This is a genomic window from Ensifer adhaerens, assembly GCF_028993555.1.
Classification (GTDB): domain Bacteria; phylum Pseudomonadota; class Alphaproteobacteria; order Rhizobiales; family Rhizobiaceae; genus Ensifer; species Ensifer adhaerens_I.
The window spans coordinates 411477-429507 of the sequence record NZ_CP118610.1 but is presented as its reverse complement, the minus strand read 5'-3'; the positions used below and the strand labels follow the sequence as shown (position 1 = coordinate 429507).

Annotated in this window: 17 protein-coding genes and 1 tRNA gene; 7 read left to right on the top strand and 11 right to left on the bottom strand. The window is 63.1% G+C overall.

Annotated features, from left to right (window positions below; all coding sequences use genetic code 11):
• Positions 1 to 27: 27 nt before the first annotated feature.
• Together guaB and PWG15_RS01995 are read right to left on the bottom strand one after the other, a co-directional pair.
• A complete protein-coding gene (gene guaB, locus PWG15_RS02000; protein WP_275022829.1) occupies positions 28 to 1530 on the bottom strand; it encodes an IMP dehydrogenase in 1503 nt (500 codons plus the stop codon).
• Positions 1531 to 1744: 214 nt separating this feature from the next.
• Positions 1745 to 2731 (bottom strand): MBL fold metallo-hydrolase, encoded by a 987-nt coding sequence (locus PWG15_RS01995; RefSeq protein WP_275022828.1) that lies wholly within the window; start codon positions 2729 to 2731, stop codon positions 1745 to 1747.
• A 190-nt stretch (positions 2732 to 2921) separates the two neighbouring features.
• On the opposite strand from PWG15_RS01995, the gene PWG15_RS01990 reads away from it, so the two are divergent.
• Positions 2922 to 4331, top strand: a complete 1410-nt coding sequence (locus PWG15_RS01990) for a DHA2 family efflux MFS transporter permease subunit (RefSeq protein WP_275022827.1) — start codon at positions 2922 to 2924, stop codon at positions 4329 to 4331.
• Positions 4332 to 4391: 60 nt separating this feature from the next.
• Here PWG15_RS01990 and PWG15_RS01985 read toward each other — a convergent pair whose 3' ends face one another.
• The 3 genes from PWG15_RS01985 to PWG15_RS01975 are packed head-to-tail and all read right to left on the bottom strand — an operon-like array spanning position 4392 to position 7091.
• Complete coding sequence (locus PWG15_RS01985) at positions 4392 to 4772, bottom strand: VOC family protein (RefSeq protein WP_275022826.1); 381 nt, start codon at positions 4770 to 4772, stop codon at positions 4392 to 4394.
• 1 nt (position 4773) lies between these two features.
• Positions 4774 to 5511 carry an RlmE family RNA methyltransferase gene (locus tag PWG15_RS01980; RefSeq protein ID WP_275022825.1) on the bottom strand — a complete coding sequence of 246 codons (738 nt, stop codon included), beginning with the start codon at positions 5509 to 5511 and terminating at the stop codon, positions 4774 to 4776.
• Positions 5508 to 7091 (bottom strand): Ppx/GppA phosphatase family protein, encoded by a 1584-nt coding sequence (locus PWG15_RS01975; protein WP_275022824.1) that lies wholly within the window; start codon positions 7089 to 7091, stop codon positions 5508 to 5510. Before PWG15_RS01975 ends, PWG15_RS01980 begins: the two co-directional genes overlap by 4 nt.
• Before the next feature lie 372 nt (positions 7092 to 7463).
• On the opposite strand from PWG15_RS01975, the gene PWG15_RS01970 reads away from it, so the two are divergent.
• From PWG15_RS01970 to PWG15_RS01960, 3 genes are all read left to right on the top strand, one after another.
• A tRNA-Gln gene (locus tag PWG15_RS01970) sits at positions 7464 to 7537 on the top strand.
• 191 nt (positions 7538 to 7728) lie between these two features.
• The gene (locus tag PWG15_RS01965; RefSeq protein WP_275022822.1) at positions 7729 to 8064 is read left to right on the top strand and encodes a hypothetical protein; all 336 of its coding nucleotides are present in this window, start codon (positions 7729 to 7731) and stop codon (positions 8062 to 8064) included.
• Between the two features lie 127 nt (positions 8065 to 8191).
• Positions 8192 to 9940, top strand: coding sequence for a flagellin N-terminal helical domain-containing protein (locus tag PWG15_RS01960; RefSeq protein ID WP_275022821.1), 1749 nt, complete (start codon positions 8192 to 8194; stop codon positions 9938 to 9940).
• Between the two features lie 283 nt (positions 9941 to 10223).
• Here PWG15_RS01960 and ggt read toward each other — a convergent pair whose 3' ends face one another.
• Positions 10224 to 11828 (bottom strand): gamma-glutamyltransferase, encoded by a 1605-nt coding sequence (ggt, locus tag PWG15_RS01955; RefSeq protein ID WP_275022820.1) that lies wholly within the window; start codon positions 11826 to 11828, stop codon positions 10224 to 10226.
• Between the two features lie 196 nt (positions 11829 to 12024).
• On the opposite strand from ggt, the gene PWG15_RS01950 reads away from it, so the two are divergent.
• On the top strand, positions 12025 to 12273 hold the full coding sequence (locus PWG15_RS01950) for a hypothetical protein (RefSeq protein ID WP_275022819.1): 249 nt from the start codon (positions 12025 to 12027) through the stop codon (positions 12271 to 12273).
• Positions 12274 to 12318: 45 nt separating this feature from the next.
• Here the strand turns inward: PWG15_RS01950 and PWG15_RS01945 are convergent, their stop codons facing one another.
• Positions 12319 to 13458, bottom strand: a complete 1140-nt coding sequence (locus PWG15_RS01945; RefSeq protein ID WP_275022818.1) for a fumarylacetoacetate hydrolase family protein — start codon at positions 13456 to 13458, stop codon at positions 12319 to 12321.
• Between the two features lie 256 nt (positions 13459 to 13714).
• Here PWG15_RS01945 and PWG15_RS01940 point away from each other — a divergent pair, with 256 nt between their 5' ends.
• Positions 13715 to 14170 carry a hypothetical protein gene (locus tag PWG15_RS01940; RefSeq protein WP_275022817.1) on the top strand — a complete coding sequence of 152 codons (456 nt, stop codon included), beginning with the start codon at positions 13715 to 13717 and terminating at the stop codon, positions 14168 to 14170.
• Positions 14171 to 14247: 77 nt separating this feature from the next.
• Here the strand turns inward: PWG15_RS01940 and PWG15_RS01935 are convergent, their stop codons facing one another.
• Entirely contained in the window at positions 14248 to 14868 is a 621-nt protein-coding gene (locus tag PWG15_RS01935) for a TetR/AcrR family transcriptional regulator (protein ID WP_275022816.1), read from the bottom strand.
• A gap of 93 nt (positions 14869 to 14961) precedes the next feature.
• Here PWG15_RS01935 and PWG15_RS01930 point away from each other — a divergent pair, with 93 nt between their 5' ends.
• Positions 14962 to 15714, top strand: a complete 753-nt coding sequence (locus PWG15_RS01930) for a 3-oxoacyl-ACP reductase family protein (RefSeq protein WP_425536729.1) — start codon at positions 14962 to 14964, stop codon at positions 15712 to 15714.
• Positions 15715 to 15790: 76 nt separating this feature from the next.
• Here the strand turns inward: PWG15_RS01930 and PWG15_RS01925 are convergent, their stop codons facing one another.
• From PWG15_RS01925 to PWG15_RS01915, 3 genes are all read right to left on the bottom strand, one after another.
• Positions 15791 to 17044 (bottom strand): NAD(P)/FAD-dependent oxidoreductase, encoded by a 1254-nt coding sequence (locus PWG15_RS01925; RefSeq protein ID WP_275022814.1) that lies wholly within the window; start codon positions 17042 to 17044, stop codon positions 15791 to 15793.
• Between the two features lie 64 nt (positions 17045 to 17108).
• Positions 17109 to 17612, bottom strand: coding sequence for a TIGR00645 family protein (locus tag PWG15_RS01920; protein ID WP_275022813.1), 504 nt, complete (start codon positions 17610 to 17612; stop codon positions 17109 to 17111).
• Between the two features lie 153 nt (positions 17613 to 17765).
• The gene (locus PWG15_RS01915) at positions 17766 to 17930 is read right to left on the bottom strand and encodes a DUF1328 domain-containing protein (RefSeq protein ID WP_034800864.1); all 165 of its coding nucleotides are present in this window, start codon (positions 17928 to 17930) and stop codon (positions 17766 to 17768) included.
• Positions 17931 to 18031 lie beyond the last annotated feature (101 nt).

Below are 18031 nucleotides of genomic sequence, written 5' to 3'. Positions count from 1 at the left end.
CGCGGCGCCCTCCGAATGCATGCATGATCAGTGCGCGCCCGGATAGTTCGGGCTTTCGCGGGTGATCGTCACGTCATGGGCGTGGCTTTCGCGCAAGCCGGCGCCGGAGATGCGCACGAACTGGGCGCGCTCCTGGTATTCCTTGATCGTCGGGCCGCCGACATAGCCCATGGAGGCCTTGAGACCGCCGGCGAGCTGGTGCAGCACGCCTGCAACCGGACCCTTGTAGGGAACCTGACCTTCGATGCCCTCGGGAACCAGCTTCAGCGTGTCGCGCACTTCCGCCTGGAAGTAGCGGTCTGCCGAGCCGCGCGCCATGGCGCCGACGGAGCCCATGCCGCGATAGGCCTTGAAGGAACGGCCCTGGTAGAGGAACACTTCGCCCGGGCTTTCATCGGTGCCGGCAAGCAGAGAGCCAATCATGACGGCGGAAGCGCCGGCAGCAATCGCCTTGGCGAGGTCGCCGGAGAACTTGATGCCGCCATCGGCGATGACGGGAATGCCGGCAGCCTGGGCGGCTTCCACCGCGCTCATGATCGCGGCCAGCTGCGGAACGCCGACACCGGCGACGATGCGCGTGGTGCAGATCGAGCCCGGGCCGATACCGACCTTGACCGCATCCGCACCGGCATCGATGAGCGCCTTGGTGCCAGCGGCGGTGGCCACATTGCCGGCCATGATGCGGACCGAGTTCGAGAGCTTCTTGACGCGAGCGACGGCATCGAGCACGCGCTGCGAGTGGCCGTGGGCGGTGTCGACAACGATCAGGTCGACGCCGGCATCGATCAGCCGCTCGGCACGCTCGAAGCCGTCATCGCCAACCGAGATGGCGGCAGCGGCGCGAAGACGGCCTTGCGCGTCCTTGGAGGCGTTCGGGTTGAGTTGAGCCTTCTCGATGTCCTTGACAGTGATCAGACCGACGCAGCGGCCGTCGCCGTCGACAACCAGGAGCTTCTCGATGCGGTGCGCATGCAGGAGCCGCTTGGCTTCCTGCTGGTCGACGCTTTCCTTGACCGTGACCAAGTTCTCATGGGTCATGAGCTCATGGATCTTCTGGTTCGGATCCGAAGCGAAGCGGACGTCGCGGTTGGTGAGGATGCCGACGAGACGGCCCTGCTTCTGGCCGCCGGCACCGCCGTTTTCAACGACCGGGATGCCGGAGATGCCGTGCTGCTTCATCAGGCCCAGCGCATCGGCGAGCTTGGCGTCGGGGCCGATGGTCACCGGATTGATGACCATGCCGCTTTCGAACTTCTTGACCTGGCGGACCTCTTCGGCCTGTTCGGCCGGCGTCAGGTTGCGGTGGATGACGCCGATGCCGCCGGCCTGCGCCATGGCGATTGCGAGGCGTCCTTCGGTCACCGTGTCCATCGCGGAGGACAGGATCGGCAGGTTGAGGTCGATGTCCTGGGCGATGGTGGTCGCGATGTTGGTCTGACCCGGCATGACTTCGGAATGTCCGGGCAGGAGCAGGACGTCGTCGAAGGTCAAAGCCTCCAGACCAGTTGCCGTTTCGATGATGCGCGCCATGGCCAATTCCCTTCAAATAGCGAAAACCCCCGGGGACGGGCTGCGTTTTGTCCACCGGGCGACTTCAAAGCGTGTCTTGGAAGTTGGCGAGGGCTCGTAACACGGATATGTCAGGATGAAAATAGCCAAAGCCGGGAAATGTCGCGCCTTCGGCCGATATTTGTTGCAGAGCAGCATTCTCGCGCCATGCGGCCGCCGTACCCGTGGATAGCAATCAGATATCGAGTTGATAGCTGACGGGCACGAAGCGGTAGCCCTCGCCCTGTTTCTCGACGAAGCCGACCGCGGGGAAGGGCATGTGGTAGCCGATGAAGGGCAGCCGCTCGCTGGCGATCATGTCGAAAACCCGGCGACGAGTCTCCGCCGCCTTTGCCTTGTCCATGTCGAAGCGCACCTCCCAATCGGGGCGCTGCAGCGACAGCACGTAGTGGTTGGCGGTATCGGCCGTCAGCATCATGCCCCGGCCGTCGGAATCGAGGCGGAACACCCTGTGACCGGGTGAATGGCCAAAGGCGGCAACCGCCGAGATGCCCGGCACGACCGCGGCGCCGTCACCGATGAAGGTCGTCTTTTCCGCCAGCGGCACCACCTTCTCCAGCACCGCCTTGTGCCCGTTTTCCGCTGGCGTGCCGGCCCGTGCCGGGTCCTTCCAGAAGGCATACTCAGTTTCGCCCATCACGTAGCGGGCATTGGCAAATGCCGGCTTGCCGGTCTCCATGAGGCCGCCGATGTGATCGCCATGCATATGGGTCACCACCACGACCGACAGCTGCTCCGGCACATAGCCGGCAGCACGGATGCCATCGGCGAGGCGGCCGAGACCAGCTTCGCGACCGCCCTCCCCCATACCGGTATCAAAGAGCACGACCTCCGTTCCGGTATCGACGAGAACCGGCGAGAAACTGTTGACCAATGCCTCCGTCGGCAGAAAGTTCTGTTGCAGCAGCTCCGCCACCGCCTGCTGTGACTGGTTGGTGCCATAGATCTCGTGCGGTTTCTCGGTGACGCGCGTGCCGTCATTGACGACGACGACCTTGAAGGCGCCGAGCTTGAACGATCGGATCGGAGGAGCGCTTTTCATGTCCGTGTTTTCCATTTTCTCCTGGGCCGCCGCAACGCCCGTCAGCAGCGACGGCGCCGCGAGCACCCCAAACGCGCCCGCTCCCATCAATGTCCGGCGCTTCATCGAAAATTCACTCATGGTCCAATCCCTTTTGCCCTGTTGGATCCGTTGCCGCTGAGGACAACTGGGCCAGAACTAGCGTCTTGACAGCAAAGGCCAGCCGGGATCACACGCTTTTGATCCGCAATCACCGGTTTCGCCCCGACAAAAGCCATCACCAGCATTATTAGCTTCTGCTTATTGCAGACCGTCTCCGAAGCGCCGTTTCATGAACCGTATCGTCCCGATGATCCTCGCCGTCGCTCTCTTCATGGAGCAGATGGATTCGACCGTCATTTCCACGTCGCTGCCGGCGATCGCCCGCGACATCGGCGTCGGGCCGATCACACTGAAGCTGGCGCTGACGGCCTACATGGTGGCGCTGGCGATTTTCATACCCTTGAGCGGCTGGATGGCGGACCGTTTCGGCGCCAAGAAGATCTTCCGTGCGGCGATCCTGGTCTTCATCGCCGGATCCATCTTCTGCGCGATCTCCAACAGCCTGCCGGCCTTCGTCTTTTCGCGCTTCCTGCAGGGCATGGGTGGGGCGATGATGACGCCGGTCGCCCGCCTCGTGCTGGTACGCGGCACGCCGCGCAGCGAACTCGTCTCGGCGATGGCGCTTCTGACGATCCCCGCACTTGTCGGGCCGCTGGCCGGCCCGCCGCTCGGCGGCTTCATCACCACCTATTTCTCCTGGCACTGGATCTTCCTGATCAACGTACCCGTCGGGATCGCCGGTTATATCCTTTCGGGCATCTACCTGCCGCACATGGAAACGCGTGACCCGCCGCCCGTGGACGTCATCGGCTTCGTGCTCGGCGGCATCGCCGCTTCGGGTATCGTCTTCGGCCTGTCGGTGATCAGCCTGCCGGCACTGCCGCCTGCTGTCGGTATCGCTTCCGTTCTCATCGGCGTGGTCGCGACCCTGCTCTACATCCGTCATGCCCGCCGCCATCCGGCGCCGGTCCTCGATCTCGATCTCTTCAAGGACAGCGCCTTTCGCGCCGCCTCGATCGGCGGCACGATCTTTCGTATCTCGGTCGGCGCTGTGCCCTTCCTGATGCCCCTGATGCTGCAGGTCGGCTTCGGGCTCAATCCGTTCCAATCGGGCCTCATCACCTTTATCGGCGCGGTCGGCGCCATCACCACAAAGTTCTACGCGCGGCGCGTGCTCGCCTTCGCCGGCTTCCGCACGACACTGATCCTCGCCGCAATCCTCGCCGCGATCACCACCTTCGCCAACGGCTTCTTCACGCCGGAGACGCCCTACCTGGTTCTCATCACGATTCTGCTGATCGCCGGTTTCGCCCGCTCGTTCTTCTTCACCAGCGTCAATGCGCTTTCCTTCGCCGATATCGACGATGCGGATGCCAGCAAGGCGACCTCGATGAGTGCTGTGCTGCAGCAGATCAGCCTGGCGCTCGGCGTTGCCGTTGCCGGTGCGATCCTCGAAATCGAGACCAAGCTCAGCGGCGGACCGCTCCAGCTCGATGATTTCCACACCGCCTTCATGATTATCGCCGCCGCCAACCTGATCGCGGCGATCCCGTTCCTCACCATGGCGAAGAACGCCGGCGCTTCGGTCTCGGGGCACCGGCTGCCGGCGCGCGAAATCGAGTCGGCGGCGGGCAAGTAAGGATATTCAGGGAAACACGCGGCAACGTTCGATCCGAAGGAGCGGCGCCAACAGCGCGCGTTATTCCGGGCGCTCGCAGACGGCAGCGATCTTGTTGCCGTCGAGATCGCGCACCCATGTGCCGTAGAAATTCGCGTGGAACGGACGCAGCCCCGGCGCGCCCTCGTCGGCGCCACCATTGGCAAGGGCTGCCGCGTGGAAGGCATCGACGGCCGCGCGCGTCTTGGCGTCCAGCGCGATGCTCACGCCGTTGCCATAGGTCGCGGGCGTGCGGTTGAAGGGCGTCACCACCCAGAAGCGGATGCGCTCGCCCGCAGCGCCATAGCCGATCTCGGTTTCATCCTGCCGCTGGCGGTGGTAGCCGAGCGCCGGCAACACCGCATCATAGAATGCACCGGCGCGCTCAAGATCGTTGGTGCCGACGGTCACGTAGAGCAGCATGCTACTCGGCCGCCTCGTCTTCGGTTTCCGTCTCGCTGCCGGCCTTCTGGCGTCCCTTGAAACCCTTGGCGAGCAGGAACATCTCGACCGATTCGGCGCGCGACGAGGCCGGCTTCACATGGATCACCTGGCGGAAGTTCTGCTTGAGCATGTTGAGCAGCTCGCGCTCCGTGCCGCCCTGGAAGGTCTTCGCCAGGAAGTGCCCGCCCTCAGCAAGCACGTCGATCGCGAAATAGGCGGCAACCTCGCACAAATGCATGGTGCGCAGGTGGTCGGTCTGGCGGTGGCCGGTGGTCGGCGCCGCCATGTCGGAGATCACCAGATCCGGCGTTCCGCCGATCGCTTCCTTGAGCTTGGCCGGCGCTTCAGGATCAAGGAAATCCATCTGCAGGATATGCACGCCCGGGATCGGGTCCACTTCGAGGAAATCGATCGCGGCGACGCGCGGATCGGCATCGGTCGAATTGGTGACCTTGGCGGCGATCTGCGACCAGCTTCCGGGGGCAGCACCGAGGTCGATGATGCGGCGCGCGCCGTTCAGGATCTTGTGCTTCTCGTCGATCTCCAGCAGCTTGAACGCAGCGCGGGCGCGATAGCCCTCAAGCTGCGCGCGCTGCACATAGGGATCGTTGATGTGGCGCTCCAGCCAGCGGCGGGAAGATGCCTTGAGCTTGCCCTTCTTGACCTTCTGGCCAAGCTTGCGGCCGCTGCGATTGCCGCCAACAGGGGGTTTCGTCATGCCTTGTTTCCTTCCTGGCTGCCGGCATTGGCGCCGCGCTGGTGACGGCGCGGCCGCGAGCGGCGCCAGGCTCCGTCGTCCGCCATCATGTCGGTGAGCAGCCCTTCGCGCAGGCCGCGATCGGCAACACGCATGCGCGTCGACGGCCAGCGGCGGCGGATCGCCTCGAGGATCGCGCAGCCGGCCAGCACCAGGTCGGCACGATCCGGACCGATGCAGGGATTGGCGGCGCGCGCATTGAAATCCCAGGAGAGCAGGCGCGCCTGCATGGCCGAGACTTCGTCGTCGGTGAGCCACAACCCATCGACGCGGCGGCGATCATAACGCGGCAGGTCGAGATGCACGCCGGCAAGCGTCGTGACCGTACCGGAGGTCCCGATCAGATGGAAGCCGCTGCCGGAAGCGCCATTTGCCAGCGCCTCGACCGGTGGGCTGTCGAAGCGGGCGAGCATGCCCTCCACCTCGTTGACCATCGCCTCGAAGCTCGCCGGCGTCACATGCTGACCACCATGCCGCTCCGAAAGCGTGACGACCCCAACTGGCAGCGACGTCCAGTGGGTGATGTGGTTGGCGAGTCGGTTCGACCTGCTGTCGCCGATGCGGATGACGGCGATCTCCGACGAGCCGCCGCCGATATCGAAGAGCACGACCGAACGGGTCTCGCGATCAACGAGCGACGAGCAGCCGGAAACGGCAAGCCGTGCTTCCGTTTCGCGGTTGATGATCTCGAGATCAAGGCCGGTTTCCCGTGCCACCCGCTCAAGGAAGCTTTCGCCGTTTTCGGCAGCGCGCGCGGCTTCCGTCGCAATCAAGCGACTGCGGCGAATCGCGCGGGCACCAAGCTTCGAGGCGCAAATCTTCAACGCTTCGACCGCGCGTTCCATCGCCTCGTCCGACAGCCGGCCGCTGGCGCCGAGCCCCTCGCCCAGGCGAACGATACGCGAAAAGGCGTCGACCACCCGGAATTGGCCCGGGCGCGTCGGCTGGGCGATCAACAGCCGGCAATTGTTGGTACCGAGGTCGAGCGCGGCATAGAGCGGCGCCGGTGGCTCGCTGGCAGCAACGTAGGGCGAGCGCGGTTGTTCGCCGCGCTGGCCGGACCGCTGCTGTGCGGCCGTCTGTCCGTTGGAGGCGGAGGATCCTGATCGCGCATTGCCGCCATCGGCAGCCCTTTGCTGCGTGGGCTGGCGCTCGCCGCTTGTCAGCGGGCGCCCCTGCAACCCACGGCGATGCCGCGCCTTCTTGCTGCGCTTGTGGCCCTTGCGCTCGCCGAGAGACGGCTCGACGAGTTGCGCGTTGCTACCTTGAGGAGCGGACGCGACTACGGCCTGTTGTTTTGCGGATTTCGAACGACGACGCCGTTTGCGCTTGCGCGCCGGTTCCGCCTCGTTCTCTCCTGCGGGACGCCCTGCCACACCGGCACTGCCGGATTGGCTGGCAATTGCAGACGGCGAAGCAGACGACTTGCGTCGTTTCCGCTTGCCCTTGCCGTTGCGCGGACCGAGCTTCGATCCATAGCTGCGGCCTGCTGCCGACGCCCCGGATTCGGACGGCTTTTCGCCGTGATCGGGGTCTTTCACTTGTCTCAACCATGGCGCCGCGCAAGCCCTGGGGCCGCTCAAGGCGCTCTCTCGATTTTTCGTTGGCGCGACTGTACCAGCGCAAGCCCCGTTCGCCAAACTGTTTTTGACTGCGCCGCCAAGGGTTAAGACCGGATGCCGCCAGTAGTGCGGACGACGACGTCGCTCAGCGCCCCTTGCAATTGCGCTCATCGCCGCCGCTCAGCCACAAATGCTGGGTCCCATCAGACGTCATCGCCACCGGCCAATCGGTGCAAAAGTCCGCCCGCCACATCGAGATCGCATTTTTTTCCCAAAAGGTATTTGCATTGGCCGCGCTTTTGTTTATAAGCCCGCCACACCGACGCGACGGGCAGCGCCCGACAGCGACCTTGGGGAATAGGTTAACGGTAGACCAGCGGACTCTGACTCCGTTAGTCCTGGTTCGAATCCAGGTTCCCCAGCCAACCATTCCTCTCGATAAATCAAAGCACTAGACATTGCGCCGCTCGCGAATCCGCGAGAGCATGCAGCAACTGGCTACCCTTGTTTTTCAACGATTTGCTGTGACACTCGGCAGCTCCGCGACATGCGATGCAACATGTTGCACGCCACTGCAGCCTCAATCCATTGAGGATGCGCTATACCCGACCGTCTCATGGAATTCGTCAGGCTGCTCGTACGCCACAAAGCCAAGCGGGAAGCAGCCGTGGATATCGCGACGAATCGACCGGGCGCCAAGCAAGCGATCCGTCAGGCTGCGGCAATCTCCTCCGAAGTAGCTGAAGCGTGGAGCTACTCGGGGAAGCGCGCAAGTGCCGCGGAAAACGACACTTCCTCAAGATCAATCGGCAAAATGATGTCGCTGACCACCGCCTCCAAGACCGAGCCGGATCCAGTGATCGACCTTCAGGCAACCGCGGAGGGGACGGAAAGGCGCTTACCGAACCAAACAATGGCTGCGCTTCTCGACGCCGCGGATTGTCTTGGGTGAGAAGAGATGAGCGAGTTATTCACGTTGGGAATTGATGCATCTCTGGGTAGAGTATGGTGCGGGCACGCTTGCGAAATTAGTAGCTCGTTAACCAAATTTGTGGTTGAGTGCAGCCATCGACTCGCCCATGAAGGGCGCCATTTTCCCAATCGACGGCTTCATTATGTCCAGCATTCATACGAACGCGGCAGCGATGTCTGCCGTCCATATTTTAAGAGATACCGCTGCAACCCTTGCTACCACTCATGGTGAAGTGAGTTCCGGCCTCCGCATCCAAACCGCGGCCGACAACGCTGCATACTGGTCTATCGCCACGACGATGCGCTCCGATCGGAAGGCTATCTCGGCCGTTGCCGATGCACTCGGCCTGGGGACAGCGAAGGTGGGCGTCGCCTATGAGGGGACAGACTCCATCGTCGAAATCCTAACTGCGTTCAAGGCAAGACTGGTCGCTGCAGCGGAACCGGGCGTCGACAAAGCCAAGATCCAGAAGGAGCTCGACCAACTCAACGCTCAGGCGGAGAGCGTCATTGCCTCGTCCAGCTTCAACGGCGTGAACTGGCTGCGTACAGACGCCGCGACCCATCTCATGCAGACCGCCGAACTGAGCACGTCCCTGGTCTCGTCTTTCGTCAGGGCAGCGGATGGATCCATCGAACTGAACACGACGGACCTCAATCTCAAACTGACGAGCATGCTCAATGCGGGAGGCGGCGGCATCCTGCAGAAGGAAATCGGCGGCGTGGGTGACATTGGCGGCTTCCGGCGGGCGGGGATCAACTCGGTTGCCCATCAGGGTCACGAGAACCATGCCTTCACGGGTCCGGCGACATTCGGATCAACGGACTACATCGAGTTCGACCTTACAGTCGATGCGGGTACACATTCCGCCGGCGTGGTTTTTACCGGCTTGCGGATCGACAAGGCGGTTATCGACGCCGCGCTCGGCACGACCGATGGCAAGATCAATACGGCGTCCCAAATGCGTGCTGTCCTGCAGCGCGTCTTTCAGGACAACGCAGTTCCCGCAACCGCATATGAAACATTGTTCAGCGGGTCATCCTCATCAAATCAATTCGAAATCGGATCGCTTGAAACGTCCGGGGAACCAGGCTCCAGCATCGATATTTCCAATGTGGTGTCCGACTTCAACGGCGTTCGTCCCGCAGGCTTTGCGTTGGGCCTGGAGAACGCGCCGATAAACAACCACGACAATATGTATCCCCAGGCGAGTATAGGCTTCACCAAACCGTTTACGGTCTCTCCGACCGCCGCGATCTACTTTGACGTCCAGGTTGGCCCAGGCACATTGCAGACCTACACCATAGACCGCGCAACGGTGGATGCCGCACTTGGTACAAGTGACGGCACGGTCGGCAACGCGGCCGACCTGGCGACGGTCATCGAATTCGCTTCCGCCGGCAGCGGCCTGGCGGTGACCGCATCCGGTACCACACTCACCTTCTCAGCGGATCAGGCCATCTACCCGGAGGCGGGAAATCGCGCTGCAAGAGTTACCGTCGAAAACGTGCGCTCGACGCCGCGCTGGACGCTCGACTTCGACCTGGCCGAGATTGATGTGACGGGCACGGACTTTACTGTCGGCGAGTACATCGAAGGTATCGAATACATGCTGAAGGGCGCGATCTCGAGCGCGAGCCTTCTTGGCTCACTGCAAATGCGCATCGAACTGCAGTCCAACTTCACCAGTACTCTGATGGAGAGCATCGACAAGGGGGTCGGGCGCCTCGTCGACGCAGACATGAACGAAGCGTCGGCTCGCCTGAAAGCGGCTCAAGCACAGGAACAGCTGGCAATACAGTCCCTGCAGATCGCGAACACCAACGCCGCCAATGTGCTGTCGTTGTTCCGATAGGGGGTGTGAGTTGCGATTTGCCGTTCTGGACGCTTAAGACCTCGAACTCGGGGGCTCTTGCTCGCGGCTTCGTCGTTGAACATCTCAAAGTGAAGGACCACATCGCGTTCTTCGCCTTGGGCAAGCCGCGAGATCGATACCGGATCCGAACGTTTTCTGCTGGAGCCCATGGCACCGTGGAGGCAGTCGAGAACGGTGGCGCTCAGATTTTGGTGAAGGCCTTCCCTTGGCCGCCAATACGCGCCTTGTCGCGCGCGATCTACCGAACGGATGGCTGCAAAGCCTAGAAAGCCAGGGCGCAACCGTCCTTGCGCGGATCCGAGCCCGCCTGCAGCACCCCGTTGACTGAATCGATCAGGATCGCCTGGCCGCCGCCATGTGGCATCTCGGCCATATTGATCTCGTGACCAAGCGACGAGAGCCCTCTCAGCACATCCTCGCGAATGCCACGTTCCGCCTCGAAACGGCCCATCTGGTGGAAACCGCGGGCGCAGTCGATCGCTTCCTGCACGTTCATGCCGAAATCGACGATGTTGGTCAGCACGTGGCTCTGCCCGACCGGCTGGAAGCCACCGCCCATCACCCCGAAGGAGAGCCACGGCCTGCCTTCCTTCATCGCCATCGCCGGAATGATCGTGTGCAGCGGGCGTTTGCGCGGCCCCACGCAATTGGGGTGCGCGGGATCGACGCGAAAGCCGACGCCGCGGTTGTGCAGCAGAACGCCGGCCTTCGGGCTGCTGATACCGGTACCGTACGACCAGAACAGCGAATTGATGAAGGAACAGACATTGCCCTTTTCGTCGACCACACTGATGTAAACCGTGTCGCGATAGGTGCTGGCACCGGCTGGACCAACCACCGGCATGGCCTTCTTCAGGTCGATGCGACTGCGCAACTCGTCTGCAAAGGCAGGCGAAAGCAGCTTTTGGACCGGTACCTCGGCAAAATCGGGATCAGCGACATAGCGATCGCGCGCCTGGAAGGCCAACCTCGTGGCTTCGGCTTCGATATGGAAGCGCTCAACGCCGACCGGATCGTATCTGCCCAGATCGAAGCCGATGAGGATGTTGAGCATCAGCAAGGTGGTGATGCCGACGCCGCTTGGCGGAATCTCCAGAAGCTCGATGCCGCGATAGGTGGTGGAGATCGGGTCAACCCAAAAGGCCTCCTGCGTGGCGAAATCGTCGAGCGCGTGCGTGCCGCCGAGGCTGCGCAGGTAAGTCACCATGTCCTCGGCGACCCAGCCTGAATAGAAACCATCACGGCCCTTGGTAGCGATCTCGCGTAGAACCTGCGCGTGCTCCGGCTGGAGGAAGACTTCACCAGCCCGAGGAGCACGGCCGTCCTTCAGCCACATGCGCGCACTGTTGGCATCCGCCTTCAGCTTGTCTTCGTTGCGGCCCCAATCGACGGCAACCCGTTCGGTGACCGCAAATCCCTCCTCCGCGTGGCGAATGGCAGGCTGCAGCAGATCGCCGAGCGGCATGGAGCCGAAACGCTGGTTCAGCTTGCTCCAGGCATCGACCGCGCCGGGAATAGTGACGGCATGCACCGAGGTGAGCGGAATCTCGTTCAATCCCTGCTTCAGCAGGTATTCGGCAGTCAGTCCCTCAGGCGCACGGCCCGAACCGTTGAGGCCATAAACCCGATCGCCTTGAGCGAGATTGGTACCGGCAGGGGCGAAGAGAACGAAATTGTCGCCGCCGATGCCGGTCGAGCCCGGCTCCACAACACATTGCACCGCGCAGGCTGCAATCGCGGCGTCAGCGGCATTGCCGCCGCGGCGCAGGATCTCGATGGCAGCGAGCGTCGCCAGGGCGTGCGATGTGGCGGCGGCGCCGTGCCGCCCCATGACGACGGAGCGGCCGGGCAGGTGCAGGTCACGCATGGGACGGGAACTCCAAGGACACAAGGACAACTCAGGCTCGCAAGCCTATGCACCTGCCGGCCGGATGAAAAGGCCGACGTTGACGCGCCGGGGAATTGTAAAGACGAGCGGTGGGAAAGCACTTCCAGGCTGCACAAAGCTCCGCAGCGGGCGCATAATCGCCCGCGTGCAAGCGATCACAAGCGGAGGACGGCCCATGTTCGATGCCGGCAGAAAGACGGACGCCGAATATGCGATCGAATATATCCAGGAAAACCCGGAGGCCGGCCTCTGCTGCGAGGATCGGCGGTGGTGGATTACGCCGAACGCGAACGAGACCGATCAAGAGGTCCTGTTTCTCGACGCCATCGAAGCGGAGCGCCTGAAGGACGATGCGCGCCTTCAAGTCGTGCCCGACATTGCCCACCCTGGCCGCACGCTCTGGATCATGCGGAAGATGACATAGGAGCCTGCTTCCGGAACGGCCGGGCCGAGGAAGCGGCTGGTGGCGCTAGAGCAGCCGCCTGCCCGCAAGGTTGCGCATCAGCGCTGCCGCGCCGAAGTTCCAGGGCGGGCATTGCGTCGAAAGCCGGACGGTGTTGGTCAGCCGTCCGAGTTCGGCGTTGGCGATTGTCACCACGTCGCCGAGCCTGTGGGTGAAACCCTGTCCGGGGTCGTCACGGTCTTCGACAGGGGCGAAGAGCGTACCCATGAACAGCATCAGACCATCGGGATACTGGTGGTGCGGACCGATGGTCTGGGCGACGAGATCGATCGGGTCGCGGCTGATTTCCGCCATCGAGCTTCGGCCGGTGAGCCGGTAGCCGTCCTCGCCTTCGACGAACAATGTGAGCTCGGCCTTGCGGACATCGTCGATCGTGTAGGTTTCGTCGAAGAGGCGAATGAACGGGCCGATGGCGCAGGAGGCATTGTTGTCCTTGGCCTTGCCGAGCAGCAGCGCGGAGCGGCCCTCGATGTCGCGGAGGTTGACGTCGTTGCCAAGCGTTGCGCCCTTGACCTGACCGCTGGAAGAGACCGCGAGCACGATCTCCGGCTCCGGGTTGTTCCAGCGCGAGGCGGGGTGCAGGCCGACATCGGCGCCAGGGCCGACCGACGAGAGCACCTGGGCCTTGGTGAAGACTTCGGCATCCGGGCCGATGCCCACCTCCAGATATTGCGACCAGACGCCCTCTTCCTGGAGCGCGGCCTTGACGCGGGCCGCTTCCGGCGAACCTGGCTTCAGGTTGCGCAGGCTGTCACCAATGACGGCGGTGACGCGTGCGCGGATCGCCTCGGCGCGGGACGCATCGCCCGCCGCTCGCTCCTCGATGACGCGCTCGATCATCGAACGCGCGAAGGTGACTCCGCAGGCTTTCACAGCCTGAAGGTCAGCAGGCGCGATGAGATGGAGGCGGGTTGTATCCGCTTTCCGTGCGAGACACTCTTCAAGCGACACGAGCTGCTCGCCGGACGCGGAGCGCACATGTGCAACCGGATCGGGAAGCTCAAGCAAGTCGCGCATCGTCGGCGTCGTTTTCGAGGTGATGTCGAAGAGCGCGCCGTCACGGATCGTGACAAGCGACGGCCCGCCGAGATCCGGACGCCAGACGCGGCCGACGAAAGTGCCCTTGCTGAATGCCGTATCGGTCATGCCACCTCACCCTCACTGAGCGTTCTATTTCTTGCAGTCGAAGCAGTGACTGTAAAGCCGACGACAGCCCGCAAACGTCCCTTGGGTTGTAGTGCCCGGAACATTGCAAATTTTCACGCGTTTATGGTTATGCCACGCGCCCTCCGGGCGCCCTTGTCGCTTCGCGACGGCGCGAAATCCGCTGCCTACGACTGCCCGGGAAGGTTCAGGCGCAGTCGCCCGAGGCCAGGAGGACGCCAAGAAAAGGATGAACGCAATGAACCAGCACGAAGAGTTCAAGGACAAGCCGGTGATCGACCCGGTGACAGGGCAGCCTATGCCGCAGGCGCAGATGAGCGATGTGCCTCCGGCCCGTTCTGGGCGCAGCAACTGGCCGATCATCATCATCCTGCTCGCCGGTCTGGTGTTGGCACTGATCGCCTGGCTACCGGCTGAGCTGAGCCGTGATACGGCCAATACGGCAGCGCCGCCGCCGACAACCGACCAGCCGGCAACGGGCCAGTCGACGCCGGACGCGACGGCACCCGGTACCGCAACACCGGGCACGGCGGGCCAGACGACGCCTCCGGCCGATAACAGCACGGCACCTTCTAGCGGAACGGCGACCCAGCCGGCACCCGAAGCAACGCCGCAGCAAGCACCCGAAACGCAGGGCTCGACCCCGAACTCTACGCCGGGCACGACGCCCAGCATGACGCAGCCGGCACAATGACGGCTGACCGACACCGATGGCTGGAGGGCTCTCTCCGGCCATTTCATGGAAATGGGCAGCCAGGGATCCGGCAGCCCTCAAATCGGCTTGAGCGACGCCGCGACCATGGCATCCCAGCCTGCGGCGGCGCAGTCGGCGATCGCCAGCAAGGTTTCTCGCGTCGCGCCGTCGCGAGCTTCGATCGACATTCCATGCTGGAGCGAGGCAACATAGGCCGCAATCGCCGCGCACGGGGTGCCTTCCGGCAAGTCGCCGTCCGCAACGCTGCGCTCGAACCGACGCTCCAGTGCGACCTGCTTCTCAAGCCGGCGCAGCTTCAGCGCATCACAGACCTCCGCGTCTCCTCCCGCCATCTGCGGCGCCGAAAGCACGACCATGCAGCCGCGCGGCTCGCCGCTGCGGGTGAAATTGTCGGCTGTCCGTCGCAGCAGGTCATGGACCGCCGCCTTGGCGGTCGGGGCCGTTTCCAACTCATCCCAGATGCCGGCGCCGTCCGTCCGGCCATAGAGATCGACCGCCTCGATGAAGAGCTGCGCCTTACTGCCGAAGGCGGCGTAGAGGCTCGGCGGTTTCAGCCCCATCGCCTGGGTCAGATCGGTAAGCGACGTGTTGTCGTAGCCCTTGTCCCAGAAGAGCTGCATGGCGCTGGCGAGCGCCTGCTCTCGGGAAAAATTGCGTGGCCGGCCGCGGCTCGACATCAGGGTCAATTCCTTTCTGTATCGATCAATACATAAATCGCTTGACAGAGGATGGCAAGTCGTCTCTCCATATATGTATCGATCACTACAAATATGGAGAAACCAGTGACGAGTTTGAAAAACAAGGTGGCCCTGGTAACTGGCGGCAGCCGCGGCATCGGCGCGGCGATCGCAAGGCGGCTGGCGGCGGAAGGCGCAACTGTCGCTGTGACCTACAGCCAGTCCAAGGCGAAGGCCGAGGCACTGGTGGCTGAGATCATCAAGGGTGGCGGCAGCGCGCTGGCAATCCAGGCGGACAACCGCGATCCGGCCGCGGTCGAGGCCGCTGTCGGCGCCGTTGCCGAGAAACACGGCCGCATCGACATCCTCGTCAACAATGCCGGCGTGTTTGATGCCGGAACGGTGACGGAGGTAACGGCGGAGGATTTCGACCGGACCATCGACGTCAATGTGAAGGCGGTGTTTCTCGCAACGCGCGCTGCAGCCGCCCATATGCCCGAGGGCGGACGCGTCATCTCGATCGGCAGCAACCTAGCCGCCCGCGTTCCCTGGCCAGGCATGAGCCTCTATGTGCTAAGCAAGAGCGCACTTATCGGATTTACCAAGGCGGTGGCGCGCGACCTTGGACCGAGAGGGATTACAGTCAACGTCGTCCATCCCGGCTCGACGGATACGGACATGAACCCTGCCGATGGCGATCACGCCGGCCCCCAGCGCGGGCTGATGGCCATCCCCCGCTTCAACGAGGCAAGCGATGTGGCAGGCGTCGTCGCCTGGCTCGCAGGCCCCGACGGGCGCAGTGTCACCGGCGCCGAATTCACCATCGATGGCGGCACCAACGCCTGAACCGCTCCAGACATGAACAAGGCCGGAAGCATTGCTTCGGCCCAGTTCGTCTGAGACTGCTGCGAAGCAGGGACCGCTAAGCCAGGAAACGTTCCGGCCGGTAGGGCGCGATATCGATGACCGTCTTTTCTCCGGTCATCGCTTCCGCCAGTGCCCGGCCGGTCACGGGCCCAAGCGTCATGCCGTGATGCGCATGGCCGAAGGCAAACCACAAGCCCTCGTGGCGCGGCGCCTTGCCGATCACGGGCATCATGTCCGGCGTGCAGGGGCGCGCCCCCATCCACGGCTCTTCGTCGCGGCGTTCGGCAAGCGGGAAGAACTCGCGCGCCACCCGTTCGGCGCGCGTCAATTGCACGGGCGTCTTCGGCGCGTCGCGCCAGGCAAATTCGGCGCCGGTCGTGAGCCGCACACCGCGCAGCATCGGTGCCAGGAAATAGCCCCGCTCGGCGTCGAGCACCCAGTTGTTGAGTTGTGCGCCGTCCTGCATGCCATAGTGCATGTGGTAGCCGCGCTTGACTGCGAGCGGGAAATGATAGCCGAGCTTGCGGGTAACCGTGTCGGCCCAGGGACCGAGCGCCACGACAACTTCGCGGGTCTCGAGCGGGCCCTCCGGCGTCGCAATGCGCCAGCCGGGGCCTTCGAGCACATGTTCGGTCGTGGCTGCGTCGCCAGACACCAAGCGTCCGCCGAGCGATTGAAAATAGGCGAGATAGGCCTTGTTGAGGCTGTGCGGGTCGCGGATCGACCAGGGGTCGCTCCAGCGCAGGCCGCCGACGAGGTCGGCCCTGATGGACGGTTCAATCGTCTTCAACTCGCTCGTCGAGAGCTTCTGGTGATTGACGCCGAAGCCGGCCGAAAGCTTTTCCGCTTCCTTGTAGGCGGCATCCCGCTGTTTCTCGGTGCGGAACACCTTCATCCAGCCGTCTTTACGGATGAGTTCGCCGGCACCTGACGCCTCGATCAGATCCTGGTGTTCGCCGATCGAATGCTCGATCAGCGGCGCATAGAGATGGGCGATGCGCTGGTGCTGGGTAAAGCCCGAATGCCACCAATAGCGCGCCAGGAACGGCACCAGGCCCGGCAGGGCGCGGAAATGGTAGTGGGCGTCGATGGTGTTGTTCAGCGCGGAACGGAAGAGCGCGCCGAAGTCGTGCGGGAAGCCATAGGGGAACACGCCTTCGCGCTGGATCAGGCCCGCATTGCCGTAAGAGGTTTCTTCGCCGGCACCACGACGGTCGAGCAGCACCACAGACTTGCCGCGCCGCGCCAGATGGATGGCGGTGGAGATGCCGACGATGCCGGCGCCAAGAACCACTACGTCAGTCTTCATTTGCGGCTGCCCCGTTTTCCGATCAAGACAAGCCGCGGCTTCGCCTCAAGCCACGGCGCCAACGTCACTTCTTCTTCAGCGCATTCATGATCTGTTCGAGATAGCCGAGCAGCACGGCTGAGACGACGAAGGCAAGATGCATGATCGTCGCCCACATCAACTGTTCGCTCGAATATTGCTGCGTGTTCAGGAAGATCTGCAGCAGATGTATCGAAGAGATCGCCACGATCGAAGAGGCAACCTTGATCTTCAGGCTGCCGGCATCGAGCTTGCCGAGGAACGACACCTCGGCATCGCCCTCGTCGAAGCGGCTGACGAAATTCTCGTAGCCGGAAATCATCACCATGACGATCAGGCTCGCAACCAGGGCCGCGTCGATCAGTCCGAGCATCGCCAGGATCATCTGGGCATCGTCATAGACAAAGACCATGTCGGCGATTTTCAGGAATTTGTAGACGAAGGAGACGCCGTAGAGCGCAAGTGCCGCGACAAGACCGAGATAGAAAATGACGAGAAGCCAGCGGCTGGAGAGGATGATCCGCTCGACGAGCAGTTCCAGCGATTTCATGATGTTCGGTATCCCCAAGGCAAAAGCTGCGGTTCCGGCATCAATAGCCAAGCGGGCCCGCAAGGGCAAGCAAGACGCGCCGCCGTGCAGATGCAGCAAGGGCGACGTTGCCGCCGCCCATGTCCGATCCACTTGCGTTTGCGACCGCTCCCGTCAACCTCGACGCACCAGACCCGCCACCAGCGAAATAACCAGGAAGACGAGGAAGAGGAAGAAAAGGATCTGCGCGATACCCGCGGAGGTGCCCGCGATGCCACCGAATCCAAGTACGCCCGCTATGATCGCCACAACGAGGAAGACAAGCGCATAGTATAGCATAGCAATTCTCCTTGCCAGGATTACTGCAATGCAAACGCCGGAACTATGGTTTTGTTCCAAACATCTTATGAAACGAGCTTCACGAAAATCTTGATCTGCAC

Coding starts and splice junctions, on each gene's coding strand:
- guaB (WP_275022829.1), bottom strand. CDS start 1,530: ATGGCGCGCATCATCGAAACGGCAACTGGTCTGGAGGCTTTGACCTTC.
- PWG15_RS01995 (WP_275022828.1), bottom strand. CDS start 2,731: ATGAGTGAATTTTCGATGAAGCGCCGGACATTGATGGGAGCGGGCGCG.
- PWG15_RS01990 (WP_275022827.1), top strand. CDS start 2,922: ATGAACCGTATCGTCCCGATGATCCTCGCCGTCGCTCTCTTCATGGAG.
- PWG15_RS01985 (WP_275022826.1), bottom strand. CDS start 4,772: ATGCTGCTCTACGTGACCGTCGGCACCAACGATCTTGAGCGCGCCGGT.
- PWG15_RS01980 (WP_275022825.1), bottom strand. CDS start 5,511: ATGACGAAACCCCCTGTTGGCGGCAATCGCAGCGGCCGCAAGCTTGGC.
- PWG15_RS01965 (WP_275022822.1), top strand. CDS start 7,729: ATGGAATTCGTCAGGCTGCTCGTACGCCACAAAGCCAAGCGGGAAGCA.
- PWG15_RS01960 (WP_275022821.1), top strand. CDS start 8,192: ATGAAGGGCGCCATTTTCCCAATCGACGGCTTCATTATGTCCAGCATT.
- ggt (WP_275022820.1), bottom strand. CDS start 11,828: ATGCGTGACCTGCACCTGCCCGGCCGCTCCGTCGTCATGGGGCGGCAC.
- PWG15_RS01950 (WP_275022819.1), top strand. CDS start 12,025: ATGTTCGATGCCGGCAGAAAGACGGACGCCGAATATGCGATCGAATAT.
- PWG15_RS01945 (WP_275022818.1), bottom strand. CDS start 13,458: ATGACCGATACGGCATTCAGCAAGGGCACTTTCGTCGGCCGCGTCTGG.
- PWG15_RS01940 (WP_275022817.1), top strand. CDS start 13,715: ATGAACCAGCACGAAGAGTTCAAGGACAAGCCGGTGATCGACCCGGTG.
- PWG15_RS01935 (WP_275022816.1), bottom strand. CDS start 14,868: ATGTCGAGCCGCGGCCGGCCACGCAATTTTTCCCGAGAGCAGGCGCTC.
- PWG15_RS01930 (WP_425536729.1), top strand. CDS start 14,962: ATGGAGAAACCAGTGACGAGTTTGAAAAACAAGGTGGCCCTGGTAACT.
- PWG15_RS01925 (WP_275022814.1), bottom strand. CDS start 17,044: ATGAAGACTGACGTAGTGGTTCTTGGCGCCGGCATCGTCGGCATCTCC.
- PWG15_RS01920 (WP_275022813.1), bottom strand. CDS start 17,612: ATGAAATCGCTGGAACTGCTCGTCGAGCGGATCATCCTCTCCAGCCGC.
- PWG15_RS01915 (WP_034800864.1), bottom strand. CDS start 17,930: ATGCTATACTATGCGCTTGTCTTCCTCGTTGTGGCGATCATAGCGGGC.